The organism is Oerskovia sp. 140933, assembly GCF_059651515.1.
Window position 1 is genome coordinate 1 of the sequence record NZ_JAMXIO010000035.1, and the last position, 20182, is coordinate 20182.

The following is a 20182-nucleotide window of genomic DNA, read 5'->3' on the forward strand; positions in this document are numbered from 1 at the left end:
GGTGCTCCGCGAGCACCCGGGGTCGTCGTCGTCAGGCGGTCGACCGGCCGGTACGTCGGCCGACCGCTCCGGTCAGCGGGGTCCGGGGGCCCCGGCGGCGGTCTTGCCCGCGTCGCGCTCGACGACGTCGCCGAGGATCTCGTCGATCTTCGTCATGAGCTCGGCGGGGATGACCACGCCCGAGGCCTTGACGTTCTCGGCGACCTGCTCGGGGCGCGAGGCGCCGATCAGGGCGGCCGCGACGTTGTCGTTCTGCAGGACCCACGCGACGGCGAGCTGTGCCTGCGTCAGGCCCAGCTCGTCGGCGACGGCCTTGAGCTGCTGGACGCGCGTGAGGACGTCCTCGGTCATGAACTGCTGGATGAAGCGCGAGCCGTTGGCGTCCGTGGCGCGCGAGCCCGCGGGGGCGGGCTGGCCGGGCAGGTACTTGCCGGACAGGACGCCCTGCGCGACCGGGGACCAGACGATCTGGGACAGGCCCAGCTCGCGCGAGGTCGGGACGACCTCGTCCTCGATGACGCGCCACAGCATCGAGTACTGGGGCTGGGACGAGATGAGCTGGAAGCCGAGCTCCTTCGAGAGGGCGTGACCCGCACGGATCTGGTCCGCGGTCCACTCGCTCACGCCGATGTACAGGGCCTTGCCCTGGCGGACGATGTCGGCGAACGCCTGCATCGTCTCCTCGAGCGGGGTCGACTGGTCGAAGCGGTGCGCCTGGTAGAGGTCGACGTAGTCGGTGCCGAGGCGCTGGAGCGAGCCGTTGATGGACTCCATGACGTGCTTGCGCGACAGGCCCGAGTCGTTGGCCCCGCCGGGGCCGGTCGGCCAGTAGACCTTGGTGAAGATCTCGAGCGACTCACGGCGCTGGCCCTTGAGGGCGTCGCCGAGGACCTGCTCGGCCTTGGTGTTCGCGTAGACGTCCGCGGTGTCGAACGTGGTGATGCCGGCGTCGAGCGCGGCGTGGACGCACTGGGTGGCGACGTCGTTCTCGACCTGCGAGCCGTGGGTGAGCCAGTTGCCGTAGGTGATCTCGGAGATCTTGAGGCCGGAGTTGCCGAGGAAGCGGTAGTTGGGCATGAGGACAACACTAGGTTGCCCGGGGCACCTCGGTGCAACTCCGGTCCGTCCGGCGGACCGGCGGGCGGCTACTCCGGGAAGCTGCCGTGCTTCTTGTGCATGGGCTTGGGCAGACGAGCGCGGCGGAGCTGGAAGGCGCGCATCACGGCGTACATCGCGTTGCCCCGGGGTGCGTCCGGACCGAACTTCGCGATCAGGCGCTTCTTGAGCATGCGCCACATGATGAACGCGTCGATGATCGTGATGAGCACGATCCCGTAGAGCACGAAGATGATGAGGGTCGCGATGTCCAGGTTCTGGTTGAACACGAACGTCAGGACGATGAAGACCAGCGCGATGGGCAGGAAGAACTCGCCCAGGTTCCAGCGGGCGTCCACGTAGTCCCGCACGTAGCGCTTGACCGGCCCCTTGTCGCGCGCGGGCATGTAGCGCTCGTCGCCCGTCTGCATGGCCTGGAACTGGCGGTCGCGTGCCTCGCGCTGCTGCTGGCGTGCCGTCTTGGCCGCGGACTTGCGGTCCGAGGGGACGAGGGGACGCTTGTTGGCGGCCTCGGCGACCTTGCGCTTGGGCGTCGGCCTGCCCTTGCCGCCGGCCTTCTCGATCTCTGCTGCCGCGGCAACGGGATCGGGGGCGTCGTTCGACGAGGGCGCGGAGGACTTGTTGCGTGAGAACACAGGTCCAGCGTAGTCGAGGACGGGGGCTGCCTCGTCACGTCGTGAGCAGGAACCGCACCGTACCGACGGGTAGCGTTGCCCGGGTGAACAGCACACCTGGAACCAGCAATCCTTCCGAGCCCGACGACGTCGCTCACCTGCGCGCCCGGGTCGCCGAGCTCTTCCCTGCGCTGCGCGGGGACCTCGAGGCGCTCGTGCGCATCCCGTCGGTCTCCAACTCCGCGTTCGACCAGGCGCACGTCGCGGCGAGCGCGGAGGCCGTGGCCGAGCTCCTGCGCGGGGCGGGCCTGCCCGAGGTGCAGGTCCTGCACGCGACCGGGGTCGCCGGCCCGCTCGGTGCGCCCGCGGTCGTCGCGCGCCGCCCGGCTCCTGCGGGCGCTCCGACGGTCCTGCTCTACGCGCACCACGACGTGCAGCCCCCGGGAGACGCTGCCGCGTGGGACACCGACCCGTTCGTCCCGACCGAGGTCGACGGTCGTCTGTTCGGGCGTGGTGCCGCGGACGACAAGGCGGGGATCGTCGCGCACGTGGGTGCGCTGCGGGCGCTGTCGGCGCTGGGCGACCTGCCGGTGGGCGTGACGGTCTTCGTCGAGGGCGAGGAGGAGGTCGGCTCGCCGAGCTTCCTGCCGTTCCTCCAGCAGCACAAGGACCTCCTCGCGGCCGACGTGATCGTCGTCGCGGACTCCTCGAACTGGAAGGTCGGCGTCCCGGGGCTCACCACGAGCCTGCGCGGCCTGGTCGACTGCGAGGTCGAGGTCGCCGTCCTGGGGCACGCGGTGCACTCGGGCATGTACGGGGGCCCGGTCCTCGACGCGCTCACCCTGCTCTCCCGCCTGATCGCGACGCTTCACGACGACCAGGGCAACGTCGCCGTCGAGGGGCTCGTCTCGGCTCCTGACCCGACGGTCGACTACGACGAGGCGGACTTCCGGGCCGACTCCTCGGTGCTCGACGGGGTCCGCCTCGCGGGCGAGGGGACGCTCACGGGGCGCCTGTGGACCAAGCCGGCGCTCTCGGTCATCGGGATCGACGCCCCGAGCGTGGCGCACGCGTCCAACACGTTGACGCCCCGCGCGACCGCGAAGCTCTCGCTGCGCATCGCTCCGGGCCAGGACCCCGCGGCCGCGCTCGTGGCGCTGCGGTCGCACCTGGAGTCGCACGCGCCGTTCGGTGCGCAGGTCACGGTCCGGGACGGCGAGCTGGGCAAGCCCTTCCGGGCGCCGGCGGACTCGACGGCCATGCAGGCCGCGCGCTGGGCGTTCGAGACGTCGTGGGGCACGGCCCCGGTCGACATCGGCATCGGCGGCTCGATCCCGTTCATCGCCGACCTGCTCGACGTGTTCCCCGACGCGGCGATCCTCGTGACGGGGGTCGAGGACCCGGACTCGCGTGCGCACGGCGCCAACGAGTCGGTGCACCTGGGTGAGCTCGAGAAGGTCGTCCTGGCCGAGGCGCTGCTGCTGACGAGGCTCGCACAGGGCTGCTGCTGACGAGGCTCGCACAGGGCTGAGTCGTCGTCGAGGACGGGCTTGCGGTCGGATGACTACCGCAAGCCCGTCCTCGGCGGCAGGCGCACCCGGTGCTACGTTCGGAGCATGACCCCGCAGGAGCTCGAGGAGATCGTCCTGCTGCGCCGCGCCCGGGACCTCATGGACCGCGAGTACGCGGCGCCGCTCGACGTCCCGACCATGGCCCGCAAGGCGCTCATGTCTCCCGCGCACTTCTCGCGCCGGTTCCGCGCGACCTACGGCGAGACGCCGTACTGCTACCTCATGACGCGCAGGATCGAGCGCGCGATGGCCCTGCTGCGGGGCGGTGCGAGCGTCACGGACGCGTGCATGGCGGTCGGCTGTACGTCGCTCGGCTCGTTCAGCTCGAGGTTCACCGAGGTCGTGGGTGAGACGCCGTCGGCGTACCGGAGCCGGGAGCACGCCGCGGTCAAGGCCATGCCCGCGTGCGTCGCCCAGGTCCTCACGCGCCCGGCGCGCGGCGCGACGGGCGCGTCGTCGGGTGCCGGCGGGACATCGAGCAGGATCCGAGAAGCGGGCCGCTGAGCGTCGTCCTAGGGTCGCAGTCATGACCATCTCACTGAAGTTCTGCAACATCACCGTCAACGACGTCGACGAGTCGATCGCGTTCTACAGCGATGCCCTGGGCCTCAAGGTGCACAACGACGTGGGCGCCGCAGGGTTCCGCTGGGTGACGCTCGGCTCGGACGCGCAGCCCGGGCTCGGGATCGTGCTCTCGGCGCCGCACGCGGGGCGCTCGCAGGCCGACGGCGATGCGCTCCAGGAGCTCATGACCAAGGGCGTCCTGCCGATCCTCGTGTTCGCGACCGACGACGTCGACGCGCTCTTCGAGACCGTCCGGGCCTCGGGCGCGGAGGTCCTCCAGGAGCCCATGGACCAGGACTGGGGTCCGCGCGACTGCGCGTTCCGCGACCCCTCGGGCAACATGGTGCGGGTGGCCCAGGCGGTCTGAGGCCGGACGTCCCGCGGCGGCCAGGACCTGTCTCCCCGGGCGAGCGTCGTCGCCGAGGCGTGCCCGACGGCGAACCCCCCGGGGCCGTCCGTGTCGCCGCGGCCCGTGGTCGTCCTGCGCTGCGGGTGGTGGGATGGGGGTATGGCGAACGAGTCGATGGTCCCCCTGCTGCCCTGCGCGTCGATCGACGAGATCCATGACTTCTGCGTGGCCCTCGGGTTCGAGGTGACCAACCGGCAGACCCGACCGAACCCCTACCTCGCGGTCCGGCGCGGGGGCATCGACCTGCACTACTTCGGGATCGAGGGCTTTCGCCCCGAGGACTCGTACGGTTCGTGCCTGGTCGTCACGGACGACACCACGGCTCTGTCCGACGCCTGGGCCGCAGGGCTGCGTGCCCGGTACGGGAGGTTGCCCCTGAGCGGGTTCCCGCGCATCACGCGGCCCCGTCGTCGGACGAACGCGGACGGGCTGAGCGGTTTCAGCCTCGTCGACCCTGCCGGCAACTGGATCCGTGTCACGCGGCGTCCCGCGGACCCCTCGGCGGCGCCCGCCGAGGGCGAGGCCGGCGCGGCTTCCACGGCCGGCACAGCGGTCGAGGGGGAGGGGCGCGCGGTGGCGACCACGACGTCGTCGGGCACGGACGAGGACCGGCCCGCCGAGGGGGCACCGGGGGAGTCCCGCCTGCTGCGGGCCGTGGCCAACGCGGTGGTTCACGCCGACTCGCGCGGCGACGTCGAGCAGGGCGCGAAGATCCTCGACGGGGCGCTGCGGCGCGACGCGGACGCCGGCGACCAGGGGGCCTCGGCCCGCGACCGGGTCGAGGCGCAGGCCTTCCGCGCCGAGCTGGCCGTGCGTCTCGACGACCCCGGGACGGCGCGGCGCATGCTCGACGAGGTCGACCGGTGCGTGGCCGCGGCCAGGGGCCAGCACCTCACGCAGGACCTCACGACGGTCCTGACCCAGCTCGAGGACGTCAGGGCGTGGCTGTCGGCCCAGGGATGACGGACACCTCGCGGAAGTGCTCGACGACGGGGAACGGGTCGTAGAAGTGGTGCAGGAGCGACGCCCACCTCAGGTACCCGGGCGAGCCGCGGAACCCGTCGGTGTGCGCCTCGAGGCTGTCCCAGCGCACGAGCAGGAGGTAGGTCGAGGGACGCTCGACGCACCGGGACACCGACAGCCCGCCGAAGCCGGGCATTGCGGAGATGATGCTGCGGGCCTGCTCGAACGCCTCCTCGAAGGCCGGCTCCTGGCCAGGGACCACGTGCAGCAGGGCGTGCTCGAGCACCTCGTCCGTCGTCATGGCACCGCAGCGTAGGGCAGGCGCGCTCAGCGGGCCGCGACGTCCACGGCCTGGGCCCAGTCACGGACGTCGTCGGGCAGCTCGGGGCTGACCCTCGACCCGCCCAGGAGCCCGACCACGTCCGGGCCCGGGATGCGGTCGCCGGCCTTCGAGAGGAACCGGCCCGCGATCAGGCCGCGGGCGCACAGGTCGCCGCCGCGCGTGAAGACCTGCTCGAGGTAGACGACGCGGTCGTCCCACCCGAGGACGCGGGTCGTGATCTCGAACCGGTCCCAGAGCTGGAGCGAGCGGCGGTACTTCATGGTCGACGAGGCGACGACCGGGTACCACCCCTTGTCACGCAGGAGACCGAAGGCCCCGAGGTCCGCGAGGAAGTTGCTCCGGGCCACGTCCATCATCTGCAGGTACACGCCGTTGTTCACGTGCAGGTAGAAGTCGAGGTCGCCGGGGCGCACGCGCATGCGGGTCACGGACGGGTCGAGGACCCCGCGGTCGGGGACGGCCCTGCGCGGCAGGGTGCTGGCGATCGTGAGCTGGATCTGTCGGGTCACCGTCGCAGGCTACTACCGGGCACGGGCGGTATCAGGTATCGCGGGCCGCTCGCCGGTTTCGGGCCGTCCGGCCCGCCGTGTGAGGATGGCGCCCGTGACCTCCCGCACCGACGCCCCGACGTCCGACACCCTGCCCGCCCCGGCCACGAAGCCCGCCACGTCCCACCACTGGACCGTCCGCGCGTTCCGCGCGGTCGCGATCGCCGAGGCGTTCTCCTGGGCCGGTCTGCTCGTGGGCATGTACGTCAAGTGGATCGCGGAGGCCTCCGAGATCGGCGTCAAGATCTTCGGACCGGTCCACGGAGGCCTGGTCGTCGCCTACGTCCTGCTCGCGCTCGTCGTCGCCGTCCGCCAGCGCTGGTCGCTCCTGACGGTCTTCTTCGCGCTCGCCGCGACGCTGCCGCCGTTCCTCACGGTCTTCTTCGACCGCTGGGCACACCGCTCGGGTCGTTACGAGGAGCGCTCGGCCGCCTGACCCGCGGCTCAGCCCTCGTACTGCAGGGCGCGCCTGACCTCGGCGGCGACCTCGACGTTCTCGAGGCGCCCCACGAGGTGCAGCGCCATGTCGATCCCGGCGGACACGCCGGCCGAGGTGACCACGTCGCCGACGTCGACGTAGCGCGTCTCGGTGTCGATCAGGACCGTGGGGTCGAGGCGGGCGAGCTCGTCGACGTGGTCCCAGTGAGTGGTCGCGGGGCGCCCCGCGAGCAGCCCCGCGGCGGCCAGCGCGAGCGAGCCCGTGCACACGCTCGTCAGGAGCGGGGTCCGGGCGCGCATCGCGTGCAGCCAGGCGAGGTGCCCCCGGTCCGTCACGAGCCGCATGACCCCGGGGCCACCGGGATGGACGAGCACGAGGAGCGGGCCGACGTCGTCCGCCGACGCGTCCGGGACCATGTGCAGGCCCTGCGCGAGCCGCACCCCGCGCCCGTCCCACGAGAACGTCGAGACCCGTGGCTTGAGCTCCGAGCGCTCGCGCCACGTCGTGAACACCTCGTAGGGGCCCGCGACGTTGAGCTCCTCGGCGCCGTCGAACACGAAGATCCCGACGCTCAGACCGTTCCCGGTCGTCATCCGTCACCCCCGAGGGTCGATGCGATGGTGCGACCGCCGGGTCCGCCGCGGCGAGGCGACGGACCCGGCGGATGGACTACAGCCCCGGCAGGGCGAGCATCTGGTCGAGCGCGACCCGCGCCCAGTGGGCGTCGTCGGCGTCGACCACGATGCGGTTGACCGTCCGCCCGGCGACGAGCGACTCCATGGCCCACACGAGGTGGGGCAGGTCGATGCGGTTCATGGTCGAGCAGAAGCAGACCGTCGAGTCGAGATAATGGACCTGCTTGTCCGGGTGCGCGCGGGCCACGCGGCGCACCAGGTTGAGCTCGGTCCCGATCGCCCAGGACGAGCCGGGCTCGGCCGCGTCGAGCATCTTGATGATGTACTCGGTCGACCCCACGTAGTCCGCGGCCTCGACCACCTCGTTCTTGCACTCGGGGTGGACCAGCACGTTGACGCCCGGCACCGCGGCGCGGATGTCGGTCACGTTGCGCTCGGAGAAGCGGCCGTGCACCGAGCAGTGCCCGCGCCACAGGATCATGCGCGCGTCGCGCAGCTCGGCGTCCGTGAGGCCGCCGTTCGGCTTGCGGGGGTCGAAGACCACGCAGTCCGCGGGGGACATGCCCAGCTTGAGCAGCGCGGTGTTGCGACCCAGGTGCTGGTCCGGCATGAACAGGACCTTGCTGGGAAGGGAGCCGCCCGCGGCGTCCAGCTTGTCGAACGCCCAGCGCAGCGCGACCTCCGCGTTGGAGGACGTGCAGATGGTCCCGCCGTGCCGGCCCGTGAACGCCTTGATCGCGGCGGTCGAGTTCATGTACGTCACGGGCAGCGTGACGTCGGCGATCCCGGCGTCCTGGAGGACCTCCCACGCGTCCTCGACCTGGTTGATCGCGGCCATGTCGGCCATCGAGCAGCCCGCGGCGAGGTCCGGCAGGACGACCTGCTGGGCGTCGGACGTCAGGATGTCGGCGCTCTCCGCCATGAAGTGCACGCCGCAGAACAGGATGAACTCGGCCTCGGGGCGGGCCGCGGCCTCGCGCGCGAGCTTGAACGAGTCGCCCGTGACGTCCGCGAAGTCGATGACCTCGTCGCGCTGGTAGTGGTGGCCCAGGACGAAGGCCCGCGACCCGAGCGCGGCGCGGGCCGCTCGGGCACGTTCGACGAGGTCGGGGTCGCTGGCCGCCGGCAGCTCGCCGGTGCACTCGACTCCTCGCTCGGAGGCCAGGTCCCGGCCCTGTCCGAGGAGCAGGAGGGGGGAGGGGGCAGGTTCCGCGAAGGCGCTGTCCAACAGGGTGCTCACGGGACCATCGTCGCACAACGACCCCTCCGGACGAGAAGGCCGGACCGGTCACGGACGGCACGCAGGGCGGCGTCGCAGGGGAACCGTCCACGCACCCGTCACCTGGCACAATCGCGGCATGCGCCTCCTCCTCGCCGCCGCGGAACCGCTCGTCCTGACCGACGGGATCCTGTCCGCCGAGGACGCGTGCACCCTGGTCGCCGGCACCTGGGCGGCCACGGTGGGCGGCGACGTCGACCCGTGCGTGCTGAACCCCGGGGCGTCGGGGTTCCTGCGCGCGCTCGACGCGCACGCCCGTGAGCAGGTCGCGGCGATCGCGCGCGACACCCGTGGGCACGACCTCCCGGTGACCCTCCGGCTCGGGCCCGCGTCGGCGACCGGGGCCCGCACCGCGTACGTCGAGGCGGCGCTCCTGCGTCGGACCCCGCCCGGCGCCGACGACGAGGGTGGCGACCTGGGCGCGGCGACGAGCTACGGCGTCGGGCAGGTCGTCGCGCTCGCCGCACGGCTCGCGTCCCGGGTGGTCGTGGCCACGGGGGACGGGGGGACGCACGACGCCGGCGCGGGCCTCCTCGCGGCGCTCGCAGGGTCGGGGGCCGGGCCGCTGACGCGGGGCGGCGCGGCGCTCGGGTCCGTGACCGGCGAGGACGCGGCGACCGTGCTGCGCGCACGCGAGGCCCTGCGGACCGTCGAGCTCGTCGGCGCGGTCGAGTCCGACCTGCCGCTGCTGGGCCTCCACGGGGCGAGCGGTGCGCTCGCGTCGGCCGCGCCCGCGCTCGCGGGGCTCGCCCAGGAGCTCGAGCGTGCGCACGGCCACTTCGCCCGTCAGGTCACGCGCGCGCTCGACGGCGCGGGGCGCCGCGACCTGCTCGCGGGGCTCCCCGGCCCGACGACGGCGCTCGCCCCGGGCGCCCCGCGCACCACGGTCGCCGCCCGTGCGGCCGCGGACCGGGCGCTGACGGGCCTGCCCGGCGCGGGCGCGGGCGGGGGACTGGGCTTCGGCATCGCCGCCCTCGGCGGGCGGCTGCTGCCCGGGACGGCCCTCGTCGCGGACCTCGTCGGGCTCGACGCACGCACCCGGGGCGCCGACGTCGCCGTCGTGGTCGTCGACCGGCTCGACGCCACCTCGACGCACGACGGCGCGCTGCCCGAGGTCGCGCGCCGTGCCGCCGCCCACGGCGTGCCCGTCGTCGTCCTGGCCCGCGAGGTCCTCGCCGGGCGGCGCGAGCAGGCCGCCGCGGGGATCAGCGGCGCCTACGAGCTGGGGGCGGACGAGGGTGCGGCGCGTGCGCGGGTCGCCCGCGTGGCGCGCACCTGGGCCGGCATCGAGAGCTGAGCCCGGGCGACGTACACTCGGGAACAGAACCACCTCCCGTCGTGTTGACGGGTATGCGAGAAGCCTGAGGACCGATCGGCCTGCCCCGGAGCGGGAGCCGCCGCGCCGACGGCACACCACGGGGCGAGAGCCCACCGAAGACTGTGCGGAGAACACGATGAGCGAGACCACCGAGACCGCCACCCACGGCGTCCTGCTGACGGACTTCGCGGCAGGCAAGATCCGCAGCCTCCTCGAGCAGGAGGGCCGCGACGACCTGCGTCTGCGCGTCGCCGTCCAGCCCGGTGGCTGCTCCGGCCTGATCTACCAGCTCTACTTCGACGAGCGCGTCCTGGACGGCGACGCCCTCAAGGACTACGACGGCGTCGAGGTCGTCGTCGACAAGATGAGCGTCCCCTACCTCGACGGCGCGACCATCGACTTCGCCGACACGATCGAGAAGCAGGGCTTCACGATCGACAACCCCAACGCGGGCAGCGCCTGCGCGTGCGGCGGCTCGTTCGGCTGATCCGCAACGCGTCCGCGGTTCCCGCGGGCACGAGCTCGGCGTCACGACGGCCCGGTCACCTCGCGGTGGCCGGGCCGTCGGCGTCCGCAGAGCCGCCGCGAGCGCGTGCGGTGGGGGTCACCCGCCCAGGCGGACGGTGATCGCCCAGGTCGTGGCGCCGTCGGCCTGCGAGACGGTGCTCTCCGCGAGCGGGGCCTCCACGACGGTGCTCTCCACGACCGTGCTCTCCACGACGGTGTGGCCGCGCATGCGTGCCCAGGCCGGGACGTCGTGCCGCGTGGCGGGGTCGGTGGACCAGACCGTCAGGACGTCGCCCGGGTCGCGGTCCCTGGCCGCCGCAGCGAGGCGGATGACGGGCAGCGGGCAGCGCAGGCCGCGCGCGTCCACCAGGAACGGGACGGGCGGCTGCGCGGCCGTCGGCCCGGTGCTCACAGCCCGCTCACCCCGAGCGAGGCGCGCACGCGCGCGACCGCGTCGGGCAGGACCGCGAGGAAGCGGTCGACGTCCTCCTCGGTCGTGGACCTGTCGAGCGCGATGCGGACGTTGCCGTGCGTGAGGACGCCCATCGCCGCGAGGACGTGGCTGGGCTCGAGGGTGCTCGACGTGCAGGCCGACCCCGACCCGACCGCGAACCCGGCCCGGTCGAGCTCGGTCACCAGGGCCTCGCCGTCGACGAACAGGAACGAGAACGTCACGACGTGGGGGAGCCGGTCGTCGGGGTCGCCGACGACCTCGACGTCGGGGACCTGCCCGACGACGGCGCGCACCTTGTCGATGACGGCGCGGCGCCGGGCGTCCTGGGCCGCGCGGTCCGCCAGCACGGACTCGAGCGCGACGGCCGCCGCGAACGCGGCCGGGACGCTGACGCCGCCCGGGAACCAGGGCTCGGCGTCCTCGGGCCAGGTCCGGCGCCAGCGCACACGGTTGCGGACCGCCAGGACCCCCACACCTGCGGGACCGCCCCAGTCGGCGGGGTCGGCGGCGAGCACGTCCCAGGAGCCGGGCAGCTCCGCGTGCCCGACGACCGCGCCCGCGTCCACGAGCAGCGGGACACCTGCGCCGCGCGCGGCGGCGTGCACCGCGCCGACGGGCTGGACCGTGCCGACCTCGCCGTTCGCGGCCTGGAGCGCGGCGAGCGCGACCCCGGGACGCGCGACCGCCTCGGCCATCGCGGCCTCGTCGACCCGGCCCAGAAGGTCGACCGGGACCTTCACCAGGGCGTCGGGGTCGCCCGCGGACGCGACCACGAGCTCGGCGGCATGCAGGACGGCCGCACGCTCGACGGCCGAGACGACGATGCCGGAACCTGCCCGGCGGCGACCCAGCGCGACGGCGCCCACCGCCGCGTGCAGCGCCGCGACGTGCGAGGGTGCGAGCCTGACCTCCTCGGTGCGCGCGCCGATCGCCGCGGCGATGGCCTCGCGGGCGCCGTCGAGGAGGCGGGCCGCTCGCCGCGCCTCGGCGTACAGACGGCGCGGATCGGCCCACCCCTCGTCCATCGCCTGGTCGAACGCCGTGCGTGCCAGCGGGTGCAGGGCCGCCCGACCGCCGTTGTCGAGGTAGACCCGACGCGGTGGCGTCGTGGTGTCGGTCACATGGGCTCCCGGGGACGGGATCGGCGGCCCGGCAGGGGGTGCGAGGCGGTCGATCGGTGAACTTTCATTGGAGACGCGCCGAATGTGCCCGGGGCACGACTCACACCGTGCACCGTAGCGCGGGCGAGGAGGGAGACGACGATCTGACAGATGCGCCGAGGGTGTGCCGAACCCCGGGTTTCCGCGGGAAGTCGGCGGATTCGTCACGTTCAGAACGCGGGTTGACGGCGCGAGAGGGGGCATTTGCGCGCTAGGCTCTGTGGGTCGAGGACGAAGGTTCTGCGGGGAACTCGTGGAGAAGATCGAGCCCCCCTGTCGAACGTTGAAGTGAAAGGCCCCCCTTGCACTCGCAATCCCCTAGCCGCACACGGCGAACCATCCTGCGAGCGACGGCTTCCGCCGTCGCTGTCGCTGCGTTGGCGTCCGGTTGTGCCAGTGAGACCGTTCAGCGCGGATTTCTCCCCGGATATTCCGACGGTGAGGTGACCGACCAGACCGCCCGCATCACGTCGTTGTGGAACGGGTCCTGGATCGCAGCACTCATCGTCGGCATCATCACGTGGGGGCTGATCCTGTGGTGCGTGGCCGCCTACCGCAAGCGCAAGGACGACCACGTCCTGCCCGTGCAGACGCGCTACCACCTGCCTCTCGAGATCATGTACACGGCTGTGCCGATCGTCATGGTGCTCGTGCTCTTCTACTACACCGACCGTGACATGACGGCGATCAAGGATCTCTCCGAGACCCCTGACGTCGAGATCCAGGTCATCGGCAAGCAGTGGAGCTGGGACTTCAACTACCTCACGGACGACGTCTACGAGTCGGGCCAGCACGAGGCCAACGTCGGAGACCTCCGTTCCGAGGACGAGATCGAGGGTGCCCCCGGCACCGCGTTCTCGCTGCCCACGCTGTACCTGCCCGTCGACGAGATCGTCCGGTTCCAGCTGGACTCCCGTGACGTCATCCACTCGTTCTGGGTCCCGGCGTTCCTCTACAAGATGGACATGATCCCGGGACGCACCAACGAGTGGCAGTTCACCCCCACGCGTGAGGGTGTCTACGCGGGCAAGTGCGCCGAGCTCTGCGGTGAGCACCACTCGGGCATGCTCTTCAACGTGGCCGTCGTGTCCCGTGCGGAGTACGACGCCCAGATGCAGAAGCTCGAGGACAAGGGCCAGATCGGCGAGCTCGGGCTGGACCTGAACCGCCTCCAGGACCCGAACCCCCCCGTCGTCACGGAAGGTGAGAACTGATGGTCGCGCAGGCCGAAGTCATTCCCGGTCTCGCCCCGAAGCGCCAGACGCTCGGACGAACCGTCATCAAGTGGGTCACCTCGACCGACCACAAGACCATCGGGTACATGTACCTGATCACGTCGTTCATCTTCTTCTGCATCGGTGGCCTCATGGCCCTCGTGATCCGTGCCGAGCTCTTCGAGCCCGGCATCCAGATCGTGCAGAGCAAGGAGCAGTACAACCAGCTCTTCACGATGCACGGCACGATCATGCTGCTGCTGTTCGCAACCCCGCTGTTCGCGGGCTTCGCGAACGTCATCATGCCGCTGCAGATCGGCGCGCCCGACGTGGCCTTCCCGCGACTGAACATGTTCGCGTACTGGCTGTACCTGTTCGGCGGGCTCATCGCCTCGGCCGGCTTCTTCACCCCGCAGGGAGCCGCGTCGTTCGGGTGGTTCGCCTACGCACCGCTGTCGAACACGACGTTCAGTCCAGGAGCAGGTGGAGACCTCTGGGTCTTCGGCCTCGCGCTGGCCGGCTTCGGGACCATCCTCGGTGCCGTCAACTTCATCACGACGATCATCACGATGCGCGCCCCGGGCATGACGATGTTCCGCATGCCGATCTTCACCTGGAACACGCTCGTCACGAGCCTCCTGGTCCTGATGGCCTTCCCCCCGCTCGCCGCCGCGCTCTTCGCGCTCGGTGCGGACCGACGGCTGGGTGCCCAGATCTTCAACCCGGAGAACGGCGGCGCCATCCTCTGGCAGCACCTGTTCTGGTTCTTCGGCCACCCGGAGGTCTACATCATCGCGCTGCCGTTCTTCGGCATCGTCTCCGAGATCCTGCCGGTGTTCAGCCGCAAGCCGATCTTCGGCTACAAGGGCCTGGTCTACGCGACCATCGCGATCGCCGCGCTCTCCGTGACCGTGTGGGCCCACCACATGTACGTCACCGGCGCCGTGCTGCTGCCGTTCTTCGCGTTCATGACCATGCTCATCGCGGTCCCGACCGGTGTGAAGTTCTTCAACTGGATCGGCACCATGTGGCGGGGCAAGCTCACGTTCGAGACGCCCATGCTCTGGTCGATCGGCTTCCTCGTGACCTTCCTCTTCGGTGGTCTGACGGGTGTCATCCTCTCGAGCCCGGCACTGGACTTCAGCCTCTCCGACTCGTACTTCGTGGTGGCGCACTTCCACTACGTGGTCTTCGGCACCGTGGTGTTCGCGATGTTCGCCGGGTTCTACTTCTGGTGGCCCAAGTTCACCGGGCGCATGCTCAACGAGAAGCTCGGCAAGATCCACTTCTGGCTGCTCTTCATCGGCTTCCACGCCACCTTCCTCGTCCAGCACTGGCTGGGTGTCGCCGGCATGCCGCGTCGCTACGCGGACTACATGCCGGAGGAGGGGTTCACGTGGATGAACCAGGTCTCGACCGTCGGTGCGTTCATCCTCGCCGCCTCGACCCTGCCGTTCCTGTGGAACGTCTACACGACCTGGCGCAACGCGCCCAAGGTCACCGTGGACGACCCGTGGGGCTACGGGGCCTCGCTCGAGTGGGCCACGTCCTGCCCGCCGCCGCGGCACAACTTCACGTCGCTGCCCCGGATCCGCTCCGAGCGTCCCGCGTTCGACCTGCACCACCCCGAGGTCGCTGCCATGGACCACGCGGAGCCCAACCCGAACGTCCTGCAGCAGATCTACGGCGACGCCGATCGTCGTGGTGAGCAGCGGGTCGCCGCTGACCGTGTCGCGGGCCAGGAGCACACCAGCGCCTCGTCCTCGACCATGACCATCGACGAGCCGCGCGACGGCGACAAGGAGGACGGCAAGTGAAGGTCGAATCGAGGCTCCACCTCTTCCTCGCACCGTTCTTCCTGCTCGTGGCCCTGGTCTACGGGTTCTGGAGCCACTGGGAGCCCGTCGGCTCCGCGGCGCTGTTCCTGACCTTCGGCCTCGCGGCCATGATCGGCGGCTACCTCGCCCTCACGGCCAAGCGCATCGACGCACGGCCCGAGGACGACCCGGACGGTCTCATCGAGCAAGGTGCCGGCGACCAGGGCGTGTACGCCCCCTGGAGCTGGTGGCCGCTGGCCATCGCCGGCTCCGCCGCGATCGCCTTCCTGGGCCTCGCGCTGGGCTGGTGGATCTTCGGGATCGGCGTCGTCCTCGGCGCCGTGGCCCTCGTGGGCTGGGTCTTCGAGTTCTCTCGCGGACAGCACGCGCACTGACCGGCTGAACGTCACGACGGGCCCCGTCTCCCTCTGGGAGGCGGGGCCCGTCCGTGTGTCCGGGGCCTCGGTCGCACGGGCGGTGAGGTGGTCGCACAGGCGGCGGGGCGGGGCCAGGCGGGGAGGGGGCAGCCTGAGCAGCGGGCGAGGTCCGCGGACGACCTGCTCGTCCGGCTTGACGGGTGAGGTCCGCGCGGGCGCCGTGGCTTCCCGGGCCCGGAGAACGTCCGTGGTCGTCCGTGGTAGCCCGCGTGGCCGCCCGGGGCCTCTGCCGGGCCCGGTGGCTCCCTCACGGTCGGACGACGTCGTCTCGTGGCCGGTCTGGAGGGCGCGTCGCCGGGCGGTCTCGCGGGGGAGCCGGCCCGTGTCCGGGACCTCGGGACGGTGCGCGGCGCCTCCGACGGCGACGAACGGGCCGCACAACCCCCGAGAAGGGTGCTGTACGGCCCGTCAGGCGACGCGGAGGGTCAGGCGGGGATGATGAGGCCTTCGCCCTGGGTGCGGGCGCGGGCGAGGCGTGCGTCGGCGTCGGCCCAGTTGACGAGGTTCCACCAGGCGGTGACGTAGTCGGCGCGCACGTTCTGGTAGTCGAGGTAGTAGGCGTGCTCCCAGACGTCCAGGAGGACGATCGGGACCAGGCCCAGGGCGATGTTGCCCTGCTGGTCGTAGAGCTGGACGATGATGAGCTTCTTGCCCAGGGTGTCCCAGGCGAGGATGGCCCAGCCCGAGCCCTGGACGCCTGCGGCGACGGCCGCGAAGTGCTTCTTGAACTTCTCGAACGAGCCGAAGTCCTCGGCGATGGCTGCCGCGATGTCGCCCGTGGGCTCGCCGCCGCCCTCGGGGGAGAGGTTGGTCCAGAACGCGGAGTGGTTGACGTGGCCGCCGAGGTTGAACGCGAGGTTCTTCTCGTGGAGGTTGACCGCGGCCAGGTCGCCCGAGTCGCGGGCCTCGGCGAGCTTCTCGAGTGCCGTGTTGGCCCCGGTCACGTAGGCCTGGTGGTGCTTGGAGTGGTGCAGCTCCATGATGCGGCCGGAGATGTGGGGCTCGAGTGCGCCGTAGTCGTACGACAGCTCGGGAAGGGTGTAGACAGCCATGGCGGATTGCCTCCTGGATCGTGCGTCGCCCCGCGGGACGGTGCGACAACTGTGGCGAAAGGTTCGGCCGGTGCGAAACCGAGCGAACACGACACCCCTGGAACGCCGACGACCCGTGAGATGTTCCGGCTGGTGCCGGACCGTCTCACGGGTCGTCGTGCTCCGAGGGGAGCGGGTCAGTGCGTGGTGCTGCCGGTGTCGTCAGGGCTGACGATGTGGCTGCCCCCGCCGACTGCGGAACCGGACTCCACGGCGTGCGTGTCGTCTGCGGCGCCGAGCGCGTCGTGCTCGCCGTGCGAGTGCGACGCCGCGACCTCCGAGGGGGTCACGGGCTCGACCCGGTCCTCGTAGAAGAAGCGGGAGAGGCGCTGCAGGCGGCGGTCCTTCTTGTAGCCCTTGCGGCGGACGCCACGAGAGTCGGTCGCCGGCTCGATCTCCAGGGGAGCGTGCGCCGTGTAGTTCACACGGAGCCAGCGCTCCTGGTCGTCCAGCGGACGGTGGACCTCGATGTACTCGCCGTGGGCGAAGCGCACGATGCGTCCGGTCTCGTGACCGTGCAGGACGAGCTCGCGGTCCTTGCGCTGGAGCCCGAGGCAGATGCGCTTGGTGATCCAGAACGCGATCACCGGGCCGACGAAGAGCAGGACCCTGAACACCCACGTGATCGCGTTGATCGACAGGTGGAAGTGCGTCGCGATGAGGTCGTTCGAACCGGCCAGCGCGAGGATGATGAACGCCGTCAGGAACGCGACGCCGAGGCCCGTGCGGACCGGGACGTTGCGCGGGCGGTCGAGCACGTGGTGCTCGCGCTTGTCCTTGGTCACGGCCGCCTCGAGGAACGGGTAGACCGCGAGGAACGTGAACAGCAGACCCGGGATCACGACCGCCGGGATCAGGATGTTGAGCGAGAGCGTGTAGCCCGCGATCACGTACTCCGTCTGCCCCGGCATGAGTCGGAGCGAACCCTCGAGGAACAGCATGTACCAGTCGGGCTGAGCGCCGGCCGAGACGGGGGAGGGGTCGTACGGTCCGTAGTTCCAGACGTTGTTGATGGCCATCGTGGCGCCCATCGCGGCGATGACGCCGAACACCACGAAGAAGAAGCCACCGGCCTTGGCGACGTACACCGGGAAGAGCGGGAAGCCGACGACGTTGGCGTTCGTGCGGCCACCACCGGGGTACTGCGTGTGCTTGTGCAGCACGACGAAGAACAGGTGGAGGGCGACGAGCGCCAGGATCAGGCCGGGCACCACGAGGATGTGCAGCGTGAAGAGCCTCGGGATGATGTCCTCGCCCGGGAACTCCCCGCCGAAGATGAAGTACGACATGTACGACCCGATGATCGGGATCGACTTGACCACGCCGTCGGTGATGCGCAGACCGTTGCCGGAGAGCACGTCGTCGGGGAGCGAGTAGCCCGTGAAGCCTGCGGCGAGACCCAGGATCATCAGGAGGAACCCGACCATCCAGTTGAGCTCGCGCGGCTTGCGGAACGCGCCCGTGAAGAACACGCGCATCATGTGCGTCACGATCGCGGCCATGAACAGCAGCGCCGACCAGTGGTGGATCTGGCGCATCAGCAGACCGCCGCGCACCTCGAACGAGGTGTGCAGCGTCGACGCGAAGGCCTCGGACATGAGCTGCCCGTTCATCGTGGCGGGCTCGCCGTGGTACTCGATCAGGCCCATGCTCGGCACGAAGAACATCGTCAGGAAGAAGCCCGAGAGGATGAGGACGACGAACGAGTAGAGGGCGATCTCGCCCAGGAGGAACGACCAGTGGTCAGGGAAGACCTTGCGGGCGAACTCCTTGACGGCTCCGGCGATGCCGGTCCGCTGGTCCAGATAGTCTGCGGTCGCTTCAGCGGGTCCCGCGGTGCTGGTGCTCACTTGAGGCGCTCCCAGTAGCTCGGTCCGACGGGCTCCAGGAAGTCGCTCTGCGCGATCAGGTAGCCCTCGTCGTCAACGGTGATCGGCAGCTGCGGGAGCGGCCGCTTGGCGGGGCCGAAGACGACCTTGGCGCCGTCCGCGACGTCGAAGGTCGACTGGTGGCACGGGCACAGCAGGTGGTGCGTCTGCTGCTCGTAGAGCGCGACAGGGCAGCCCACGTGGGTGCAGACCTTGGAGTACGCGACGATGCCGTCGTAGGACCAGTCCTTGCGGTCCTCCGCCTCCTTGAGGTCACGCGGGTCGAGGCGGACCATCAGGACGATCGCCTTGGCCTTCTCCGAGATCCACTCGTGGGAGGTGCGCACCTCCTCGGACACGTCGGGGATGACGTGGAACGCACTACCGATCGTGACGTCCTCGGCCTTGATCGGGCGGCCCGAGGGGTCGAGCGCGAGGCGCATCTTGGGCTTCCAGAGCGTGTGACGGAACTTGTTGACGTTCCAGTCTCCACCCACCTCGGCCACGAGGGGAACAGCGATCGCGAGCGGGAAGAGCGCGAGGGCCGTGACGACCGCGCCCTTGAGGACCCCGCGGCGCGCGATCCCCGAGTCCTGCGCACCCTCGGTGAGGGCCTGGACGGCCTCGGCGCGCACGGCGTCGGAGCTGCGCTGACCGTGACGCTCGTCGACGTGCTCGTGGTCCGACATGAGCGTCTTGGCCCAGTGGACGGCCGCGAGGCCGATGCCCAGGAGCGAGAACGCCAGGCCGAGCCCGATGATGAGGTTGGCGGTGCGGATGCCCGCGATCGAGGTGTCCTCGGGCAGCGCGAAGAACGCCACCAGCATGCCGATCGTGCCGATGATCGAGATCGTGAAGAGGATCACGACCTGCATCTCGGCACGCTTGGCCGCCTTGGGGTCGCGGTCCGCCATCCGGCTCTTGTGGGCCGGGATGCCCGGGTCCTGGAAGCGGTCGAGCTCGTGCCCGTCCTGCTTCGTCAGGTCCGTCGAGTTCTGGTTGTCGCTCACGACGACTTCGCTCCGATCCACACAGCGGCGCCGATCAGCAGGCCCATGCCCACGATCCACACCCACAGGCCCTCGCTCACGGGGCCGAGAGAACCAAGGTCAAGTCCACCGGCCGAACCCTCACGCTGCTCGATGAGGTAGGCGATCACGTCGCGCTTCTCGTCCGGCGTGACGTTCATGTCGTTGAAGACCGGCATGGACTGCGGGCCGGTCTGCATGGCCTGGTAGATGTTGCGCTCGGAGGTGTCCCACAGCGGGGGTGCGAACTTGCCCTCGGAGAGGGCGCCGCCCGCTCCCACGGCGTTGTGGCACATGGCGCAGTTGGTGCGGAAGACGGCGGCACCGTTGGACGGGTCGCCGAGCGCTGCGTCGACCTGCTCGTCGGTGGGGATGGCCGGGCCTGCACCCAGGGAGGCGACGTACGCGGCGAGCTGTGCGGTCTGCTCCTCGTCGAACTGGCGCGGCTTCTGGATGGCCTGGGGGCCTTCCATCTGCATGGGCATACGACCGGTCGACACCTGGAAGTCGACAGCGGCCGCTCCGACGCCGACGAGGGACGGGACGGTGTCCGATCCTTCGGCGCTGGGGCCGTGGCAGGTGGCGCAGTTCGCCTGGAAAAGCTTCTGGCCTGTCTCGATGTCCTCGGTGCTGGCGCTGTCAGCGCTGGCAGGACTCGGGGCAAAGGCGGCGTAGACGCCGCCGGTGACCAGCAGCGCCAGCAGCAGCAGCACGACCGGTGCGAAGCGGTGGTGTCTGCGGGCGGCGAGTGCCTTCACGAAATGATCCTCGTCTCGCAAGTGGGGGGTGCAGGGGGCAGGTGTGGTT

General features: G+C 71.0%; 22 protein-coding genes. 10 read left to right on the forward strand and 12 right to left on the reverse strand.

Features of this window, described 5'->3' with window-relative positions:
* Positions 1–72 precede the first annotated feature (72 nt).
* Together NHG27_RS15745 and NHG27_RS15750 are read right to left on the reverse strand one after the other, a co-directional pair.
* The gene (locus NHG27_RS15745; protein WP_191805862.1) at positions 73–1077 is read right to left on the reverse strand and encodes an aldo/keto reductase family protein; all 1005 of its coding nucleotides are present in this window, start codon (positions 1075–1077) and stop codon (positions 73–75) included.
* 68 nt (positions 1078–1145) lie between these two features.
* Positions 1146–1751: a DUF3043 domain-containing protein gene (locus tag NHG27_RS15750; protein ID WP_497016924.1), complete on the reverse strand. Its 606-nt coding sequence runs from the start codon at positions 1749–1751 to the stop codon at positions 1146–1148.
* Between the two features lie 83 nt (positions 1752–1834).
* Here NHG27_RS15750 and NHG27_RS15755 point away from each other — a divergent pair, with 83 nt between their 5' ends.
* The 4 genes from NHG27_RS15755 to NHG27_RS15770 all read left to right on the forward strand — a co-directional run bounded on the left by NHG27_RS15755 (position 1835) and on the right by NHG27_RS15770 (position 5237).
* Complete coding sequence (locus NHG27_RS15755; protein ID WP_497016925.1) at positions 1835–3241, forward strand: dipeptidase; 1407 nt, start codon at positions 1835–1837, stop codon at positions 3239–3241.
* 105 nt (positions 3242–3346) lie between these two features.
* Positions 3347–3805, forward strand: a complete 459-nt coding sequence (locus NHG27_RS15760) for a helix-turn-helix transcriptional regulator (RefSeq protein WP_497016926.1) — start codon at positions 3347–3349, stop codon at positions 3803–3805.
* Positions 3806–3827: 22 nt separating this feature from the next.
* Positions 3828–4232, forward strand: coding sequence for a VOC family protein (locus NHG27_RS15765; protein WP_497016927.1), 405 nt, complete (start codon positions 3828–3830; stop codon positions 4230–4232).
* A gap of 141 nt (positions 4233–4373) precedes the next feature.
* The gene (locus NHG27_RS15770; protein WP_497016928.1) at positions 4374–5237 is read left to right on the forward strand and encodes a DUF8817 family protein; all 864 of its coding nucleotides are present in this window, start codon (positions 4374–4376) and stop codon (positions 5235–5237) included.
* Here NHG27_RS15770 and NHG27_RS15775 read toward each other — a convergent pair.
* Together NHG27_RS15775 and NHG27_RS15780 are read right to left on the reverse strand one after the other, a co-directional pair.
* Entirely contained in the window at positions 5209–5538 is a 330-nt protein-coding gene (locus tag NHG27_RS15775) for an antibiotic biosynthesis monooxygenase family protein (protein ID WP_193721420.1), read from the reverse strand. The genes NHG27_RS15770 and NHG27_RS15775 overlap by 29 nt on opposite strands.
* A 26-nt stretch (positions 5539–5564) precedes the next feature.
* The gene (locus tag NHG27_RS15780) at positions 5565–6089 is read right to left on the reverse strand and encodes an acyl-CoA thioesterase (RefSeq protein ID WP_193721419.1); all 525 of its coding nucleotides are present in this window, start codon (positions 6087–6089) and stop codon (positions 5565–5567) included.
* A gap of 94 nt (positions 6090–6183) precedes the next feature.
* Here NHG27_RS15780 and NHG27_RS15785 point away from each other — a divergent pair, with 94 nt between their 5' ends.
* Positions 6184–6564: a DUF3817 domain-containing protein gene (locus NHG27_RS15785; protein WP_497016929.1), complete on the forward strand. Its 381-nt coding sequence runs from the start codon at positions 6184–6186 to the stop codon at positions 6562–6564.
* An 8-nt stretch (positions 6565–6572) separates the two neighbouring features.
* Here NHG27_RS15785 and NHG27_RS15790 read toward each other — a convergent pair whose 3' ends face one another.
* Together NHG27_RS15790 and nadA are read right to left on the reverse strand one after the other, a co-directional pair.
* A complete protein-coding gene (locus NHG27_RS15790) occupies positions 6573–7160 on the reverse strand; it encodes a DJ-1/PfpI family protein (RefSeq protein ID WP_497016930.1) in 588 nt (195 codons plus the stop codon).
* Between the two features lie 76 nt (positions 7161–7236).
* On the reverse strand, positions 7237–8442 hold the full coding sequence (gene nadA / locus NHG27_RS15795; RefSeq protein WP_030153048.1) for a quinolinate synthase NadA: 1206 nt from the start codon (positions 8440–8442) through the stop codon (positions 7237–7239).
* A 118-nt stretch (positions 8443–8560) separates the two neighbouring features.
* On the opposite strand from nadA, the gene NHG27_RS15800 reads away from it, so the two are divergent.
* Both NHG27_RS15800 and NHG27_RS15805 read left to right on the forward strand, forming a co-directional pair.
* Positions 8561–9778, forward strand: a complete 1218-nt coding sequence (locus NHG27_RS15800) for a glycerate kinase (protein WP_497016931.1) — start codon at positions 8561–8563, stop codon at positions 9776–9778.
* A gap of 157 nt (positions 9779–9935) precedes the next feature.
* A complete protein-coding gene (locus NHG27_RS15805; protein ID WP_030153043.1) occupies positions 9936–10286 on the forward strand; it encodes a HesB/IscA family protein in 351 nt (116 codons plus the stop codon).
* A 117-nt stretch (positions 10287–10403) separates the two neighbouring features.
* On the opposite strand, the gene NHG27_RS15810 is transcribed toward NHG27_RS15805, so the two are convergent.
* Both NHG27_RS15810 and NHG27_RS15815 read right to left on the reverse strand, forming a co-directional pair.
* A complete protein-coding gene (locus NHG27_RS15810) occupies positions 10404–10718 on the reverse strand; it encodes a sulfurtransferase TusA family protein (protein WP_497016932.1) in 315 nt (104 codons plus the stop codon).
* A complete protein-coding gene (locus NHG27_RS15815; RefSeq protein WP_497016933.1) occupies positions 10715–11881 on the reverse strand; it encodes a cysteine desulfurase family protein in 1167 nt (388 codons plus the stop codon). Before NHG27_RS15815 ends, NHG27_RS15810 begins: the two co-directional genes overlap by 4 nt.
* Positions 11882–12222: 341 nt before the next feature.
* Between NHG27_RS15815 and ctaC the strand changes: the two genes are divergently transcribed.
* From ctaC to NHG27_RS15830, 3 genes are read left to right on the forward strand one after another with little or no spacing between them, the layout of a single operon-like run.
* Entirely contained in the window at positions 12223–13134 is a 912-nt protein-coding gene (gene ctaC / locus NHG27_RS15820) for an aa3-type cytochrome oxidase subunit II (protein ID WP_497016934.1), read from the forward strand.
* Complete coding sequence (ctaD, locus tag NHG27_RS15825; RefSeq protein WP_193721412.1) at positions 13134–14951, forward strand: aa3-type cytochrome oxidase subunit I; 1818 nt, start codon at positions 13134–13136, stop codon at positions 14949–14951. Before ctaC ends, ctaD begins: the two co-directional genes overlap by 1 nt.
* A complete protein-coding gene (locus NHG27_RS15830) occupies positions 14948–15346 on the forward strand; it encodes a cytochrome c oxidase subunit 4 (protein WP_193721411.1) in 399 nt (132 codons plus the stop codon). The genes ctaD and NHG27_RS15830 overlap by 4 nt, the downstream gene beginning before the upstream one ends.
* Before the next feature lie 467 nt (positions 15347–15813).
* Here the strand turns inward: NHG27_RS15830 and NHG27_RS15835 are convergent, their stop codons facing one another.
* The 4 genes from NHG27_RS15835 to qcrC form a co-directional block, all read right to left on the reverse strand.
* Entirely contained in the window at positions 15814–16440 is a 627-nt protein-coding gene (locus tag NHG27_RS15835) for a superoxide dismutase (RefSeq protein ID WP_129429624.1), read from the reverse strand.
* A 176-nt stretch (positions 16441–16616) separates the two neighbouring features.
* Complete coding sequence (gene qcrB, locus NHG27_RS15840; RefSeq protein ID WP_321575374.1) at positions 16617–18329, reverse strand: cytochrome bc1 complex cytochrome b subunit; 1713 nt, start codon at positions 18327–18329, stop codon at positions 16617–16619.
* The gene (gene qcrA / locus NHG27_RS15845; RefSeq protein ID WP_321575375.1) at positions 18326–19357 is read right to left on the reverse strand and encodes a cytochrome bc1 complex Rieske iron-sulfur subunit; all 1032 of its coding nucleotides are present in this window, start codon (positions 19355–19357) and stop codon (positions 18326–18328) included. The genes qcrB and qcrA overlap by 4 nt, the downstream gene beginning before the upstream one ends.
* Positions 19354–20133, reverse strand: coding sequence for a cytochrome bc1 complex diheme cytochrome c subunit (qcrC, locus tag NHG27_RS15850; protein WP_193719864.1), 780 nt, complete (start codon positions 20131–20133; stop codon positions 19354–19356). Before qcrC ends, qcrA begins: the two co-directional genes overlap by 4 nt.
* Positions 20134–20182: the final 49 nt, after the last annotated feature.

Excerpts from the sequence above, each read along its gene's own strand:
- NHG27_RS15835 (WP_129429624.1), bottom strand. The coding sequence starts at position 16,440 with ATGGCTGTCTACACCCTTCCCGAGCTGTCGTACGACTACGGCGCACTC.
- NHG27_RS15765 (WP_497016927.1), top strand. The coding sequence starts at position 3,828 with ATGACCATCTCACTGAAGTTCTGCAACATCACCGTCAACGACGTCGAC.
- NHG27_RS15770 (WP_497016928.1), top strand. The coding sequence starts at position 4,374 with ATGGCGAACGAGTCGATGGTCCCCCTGCTGCCCTGCGCGTCGATCGAC.
- ctaD (WP_193721412.1), top strand. The coding sequence starts at position 13,134 with ATGGTCGCGCAGGCCGAAGTCATTCCCGGTCTCGCCCCGAAGCGCCAG.
- NHG27_RS15800 (WP_497016931.1), top strand. The coding sequence starts at position 8,561 with ATGCGCCTCCTCCTCGCCGCCGCGGAACCGCTCGTCCTGACCGACGGG.
- NHG27_RS15790 (WP_497016930.1), bottom strand. The coding sequence starts at position 7,160 with ATGACGACCGGGAACGGTCTGAGCGTCGGGATCTTCGTGTTCGACGGC.
- NHG27_RS15760 (WP_497016926.1), top strand. The coding sequence starts at position 3,347 with ATGACCCCGCAGGAGCTCGAGGAGATCGTCCTGCTGCGCCGCGCCCGG.
- NHG27_RS15775 (WP_193721420.1), bottom strand. The coding sequence starts at position 5,538 with ATGACGACGGACGAGGTGCTCGAGCACGCCCTGCTGCACGTGGTCCCT.
- NHG27_RS15805 (WP_030153043.1), top strand. The coding sequence starts at position 9,936 with ATGAGCGAGACCACCGAGACCGCCACCCACGGCGTCCTGCTGACGGAC.
- NHG27_RS15745 (WP_191805862.1), bottom strand. The coding sequence starts at position 1,077 with ATGCCCAACTACCGCTTCCTCGGCAACTCCGGCCTCAAGATCTCCGAG.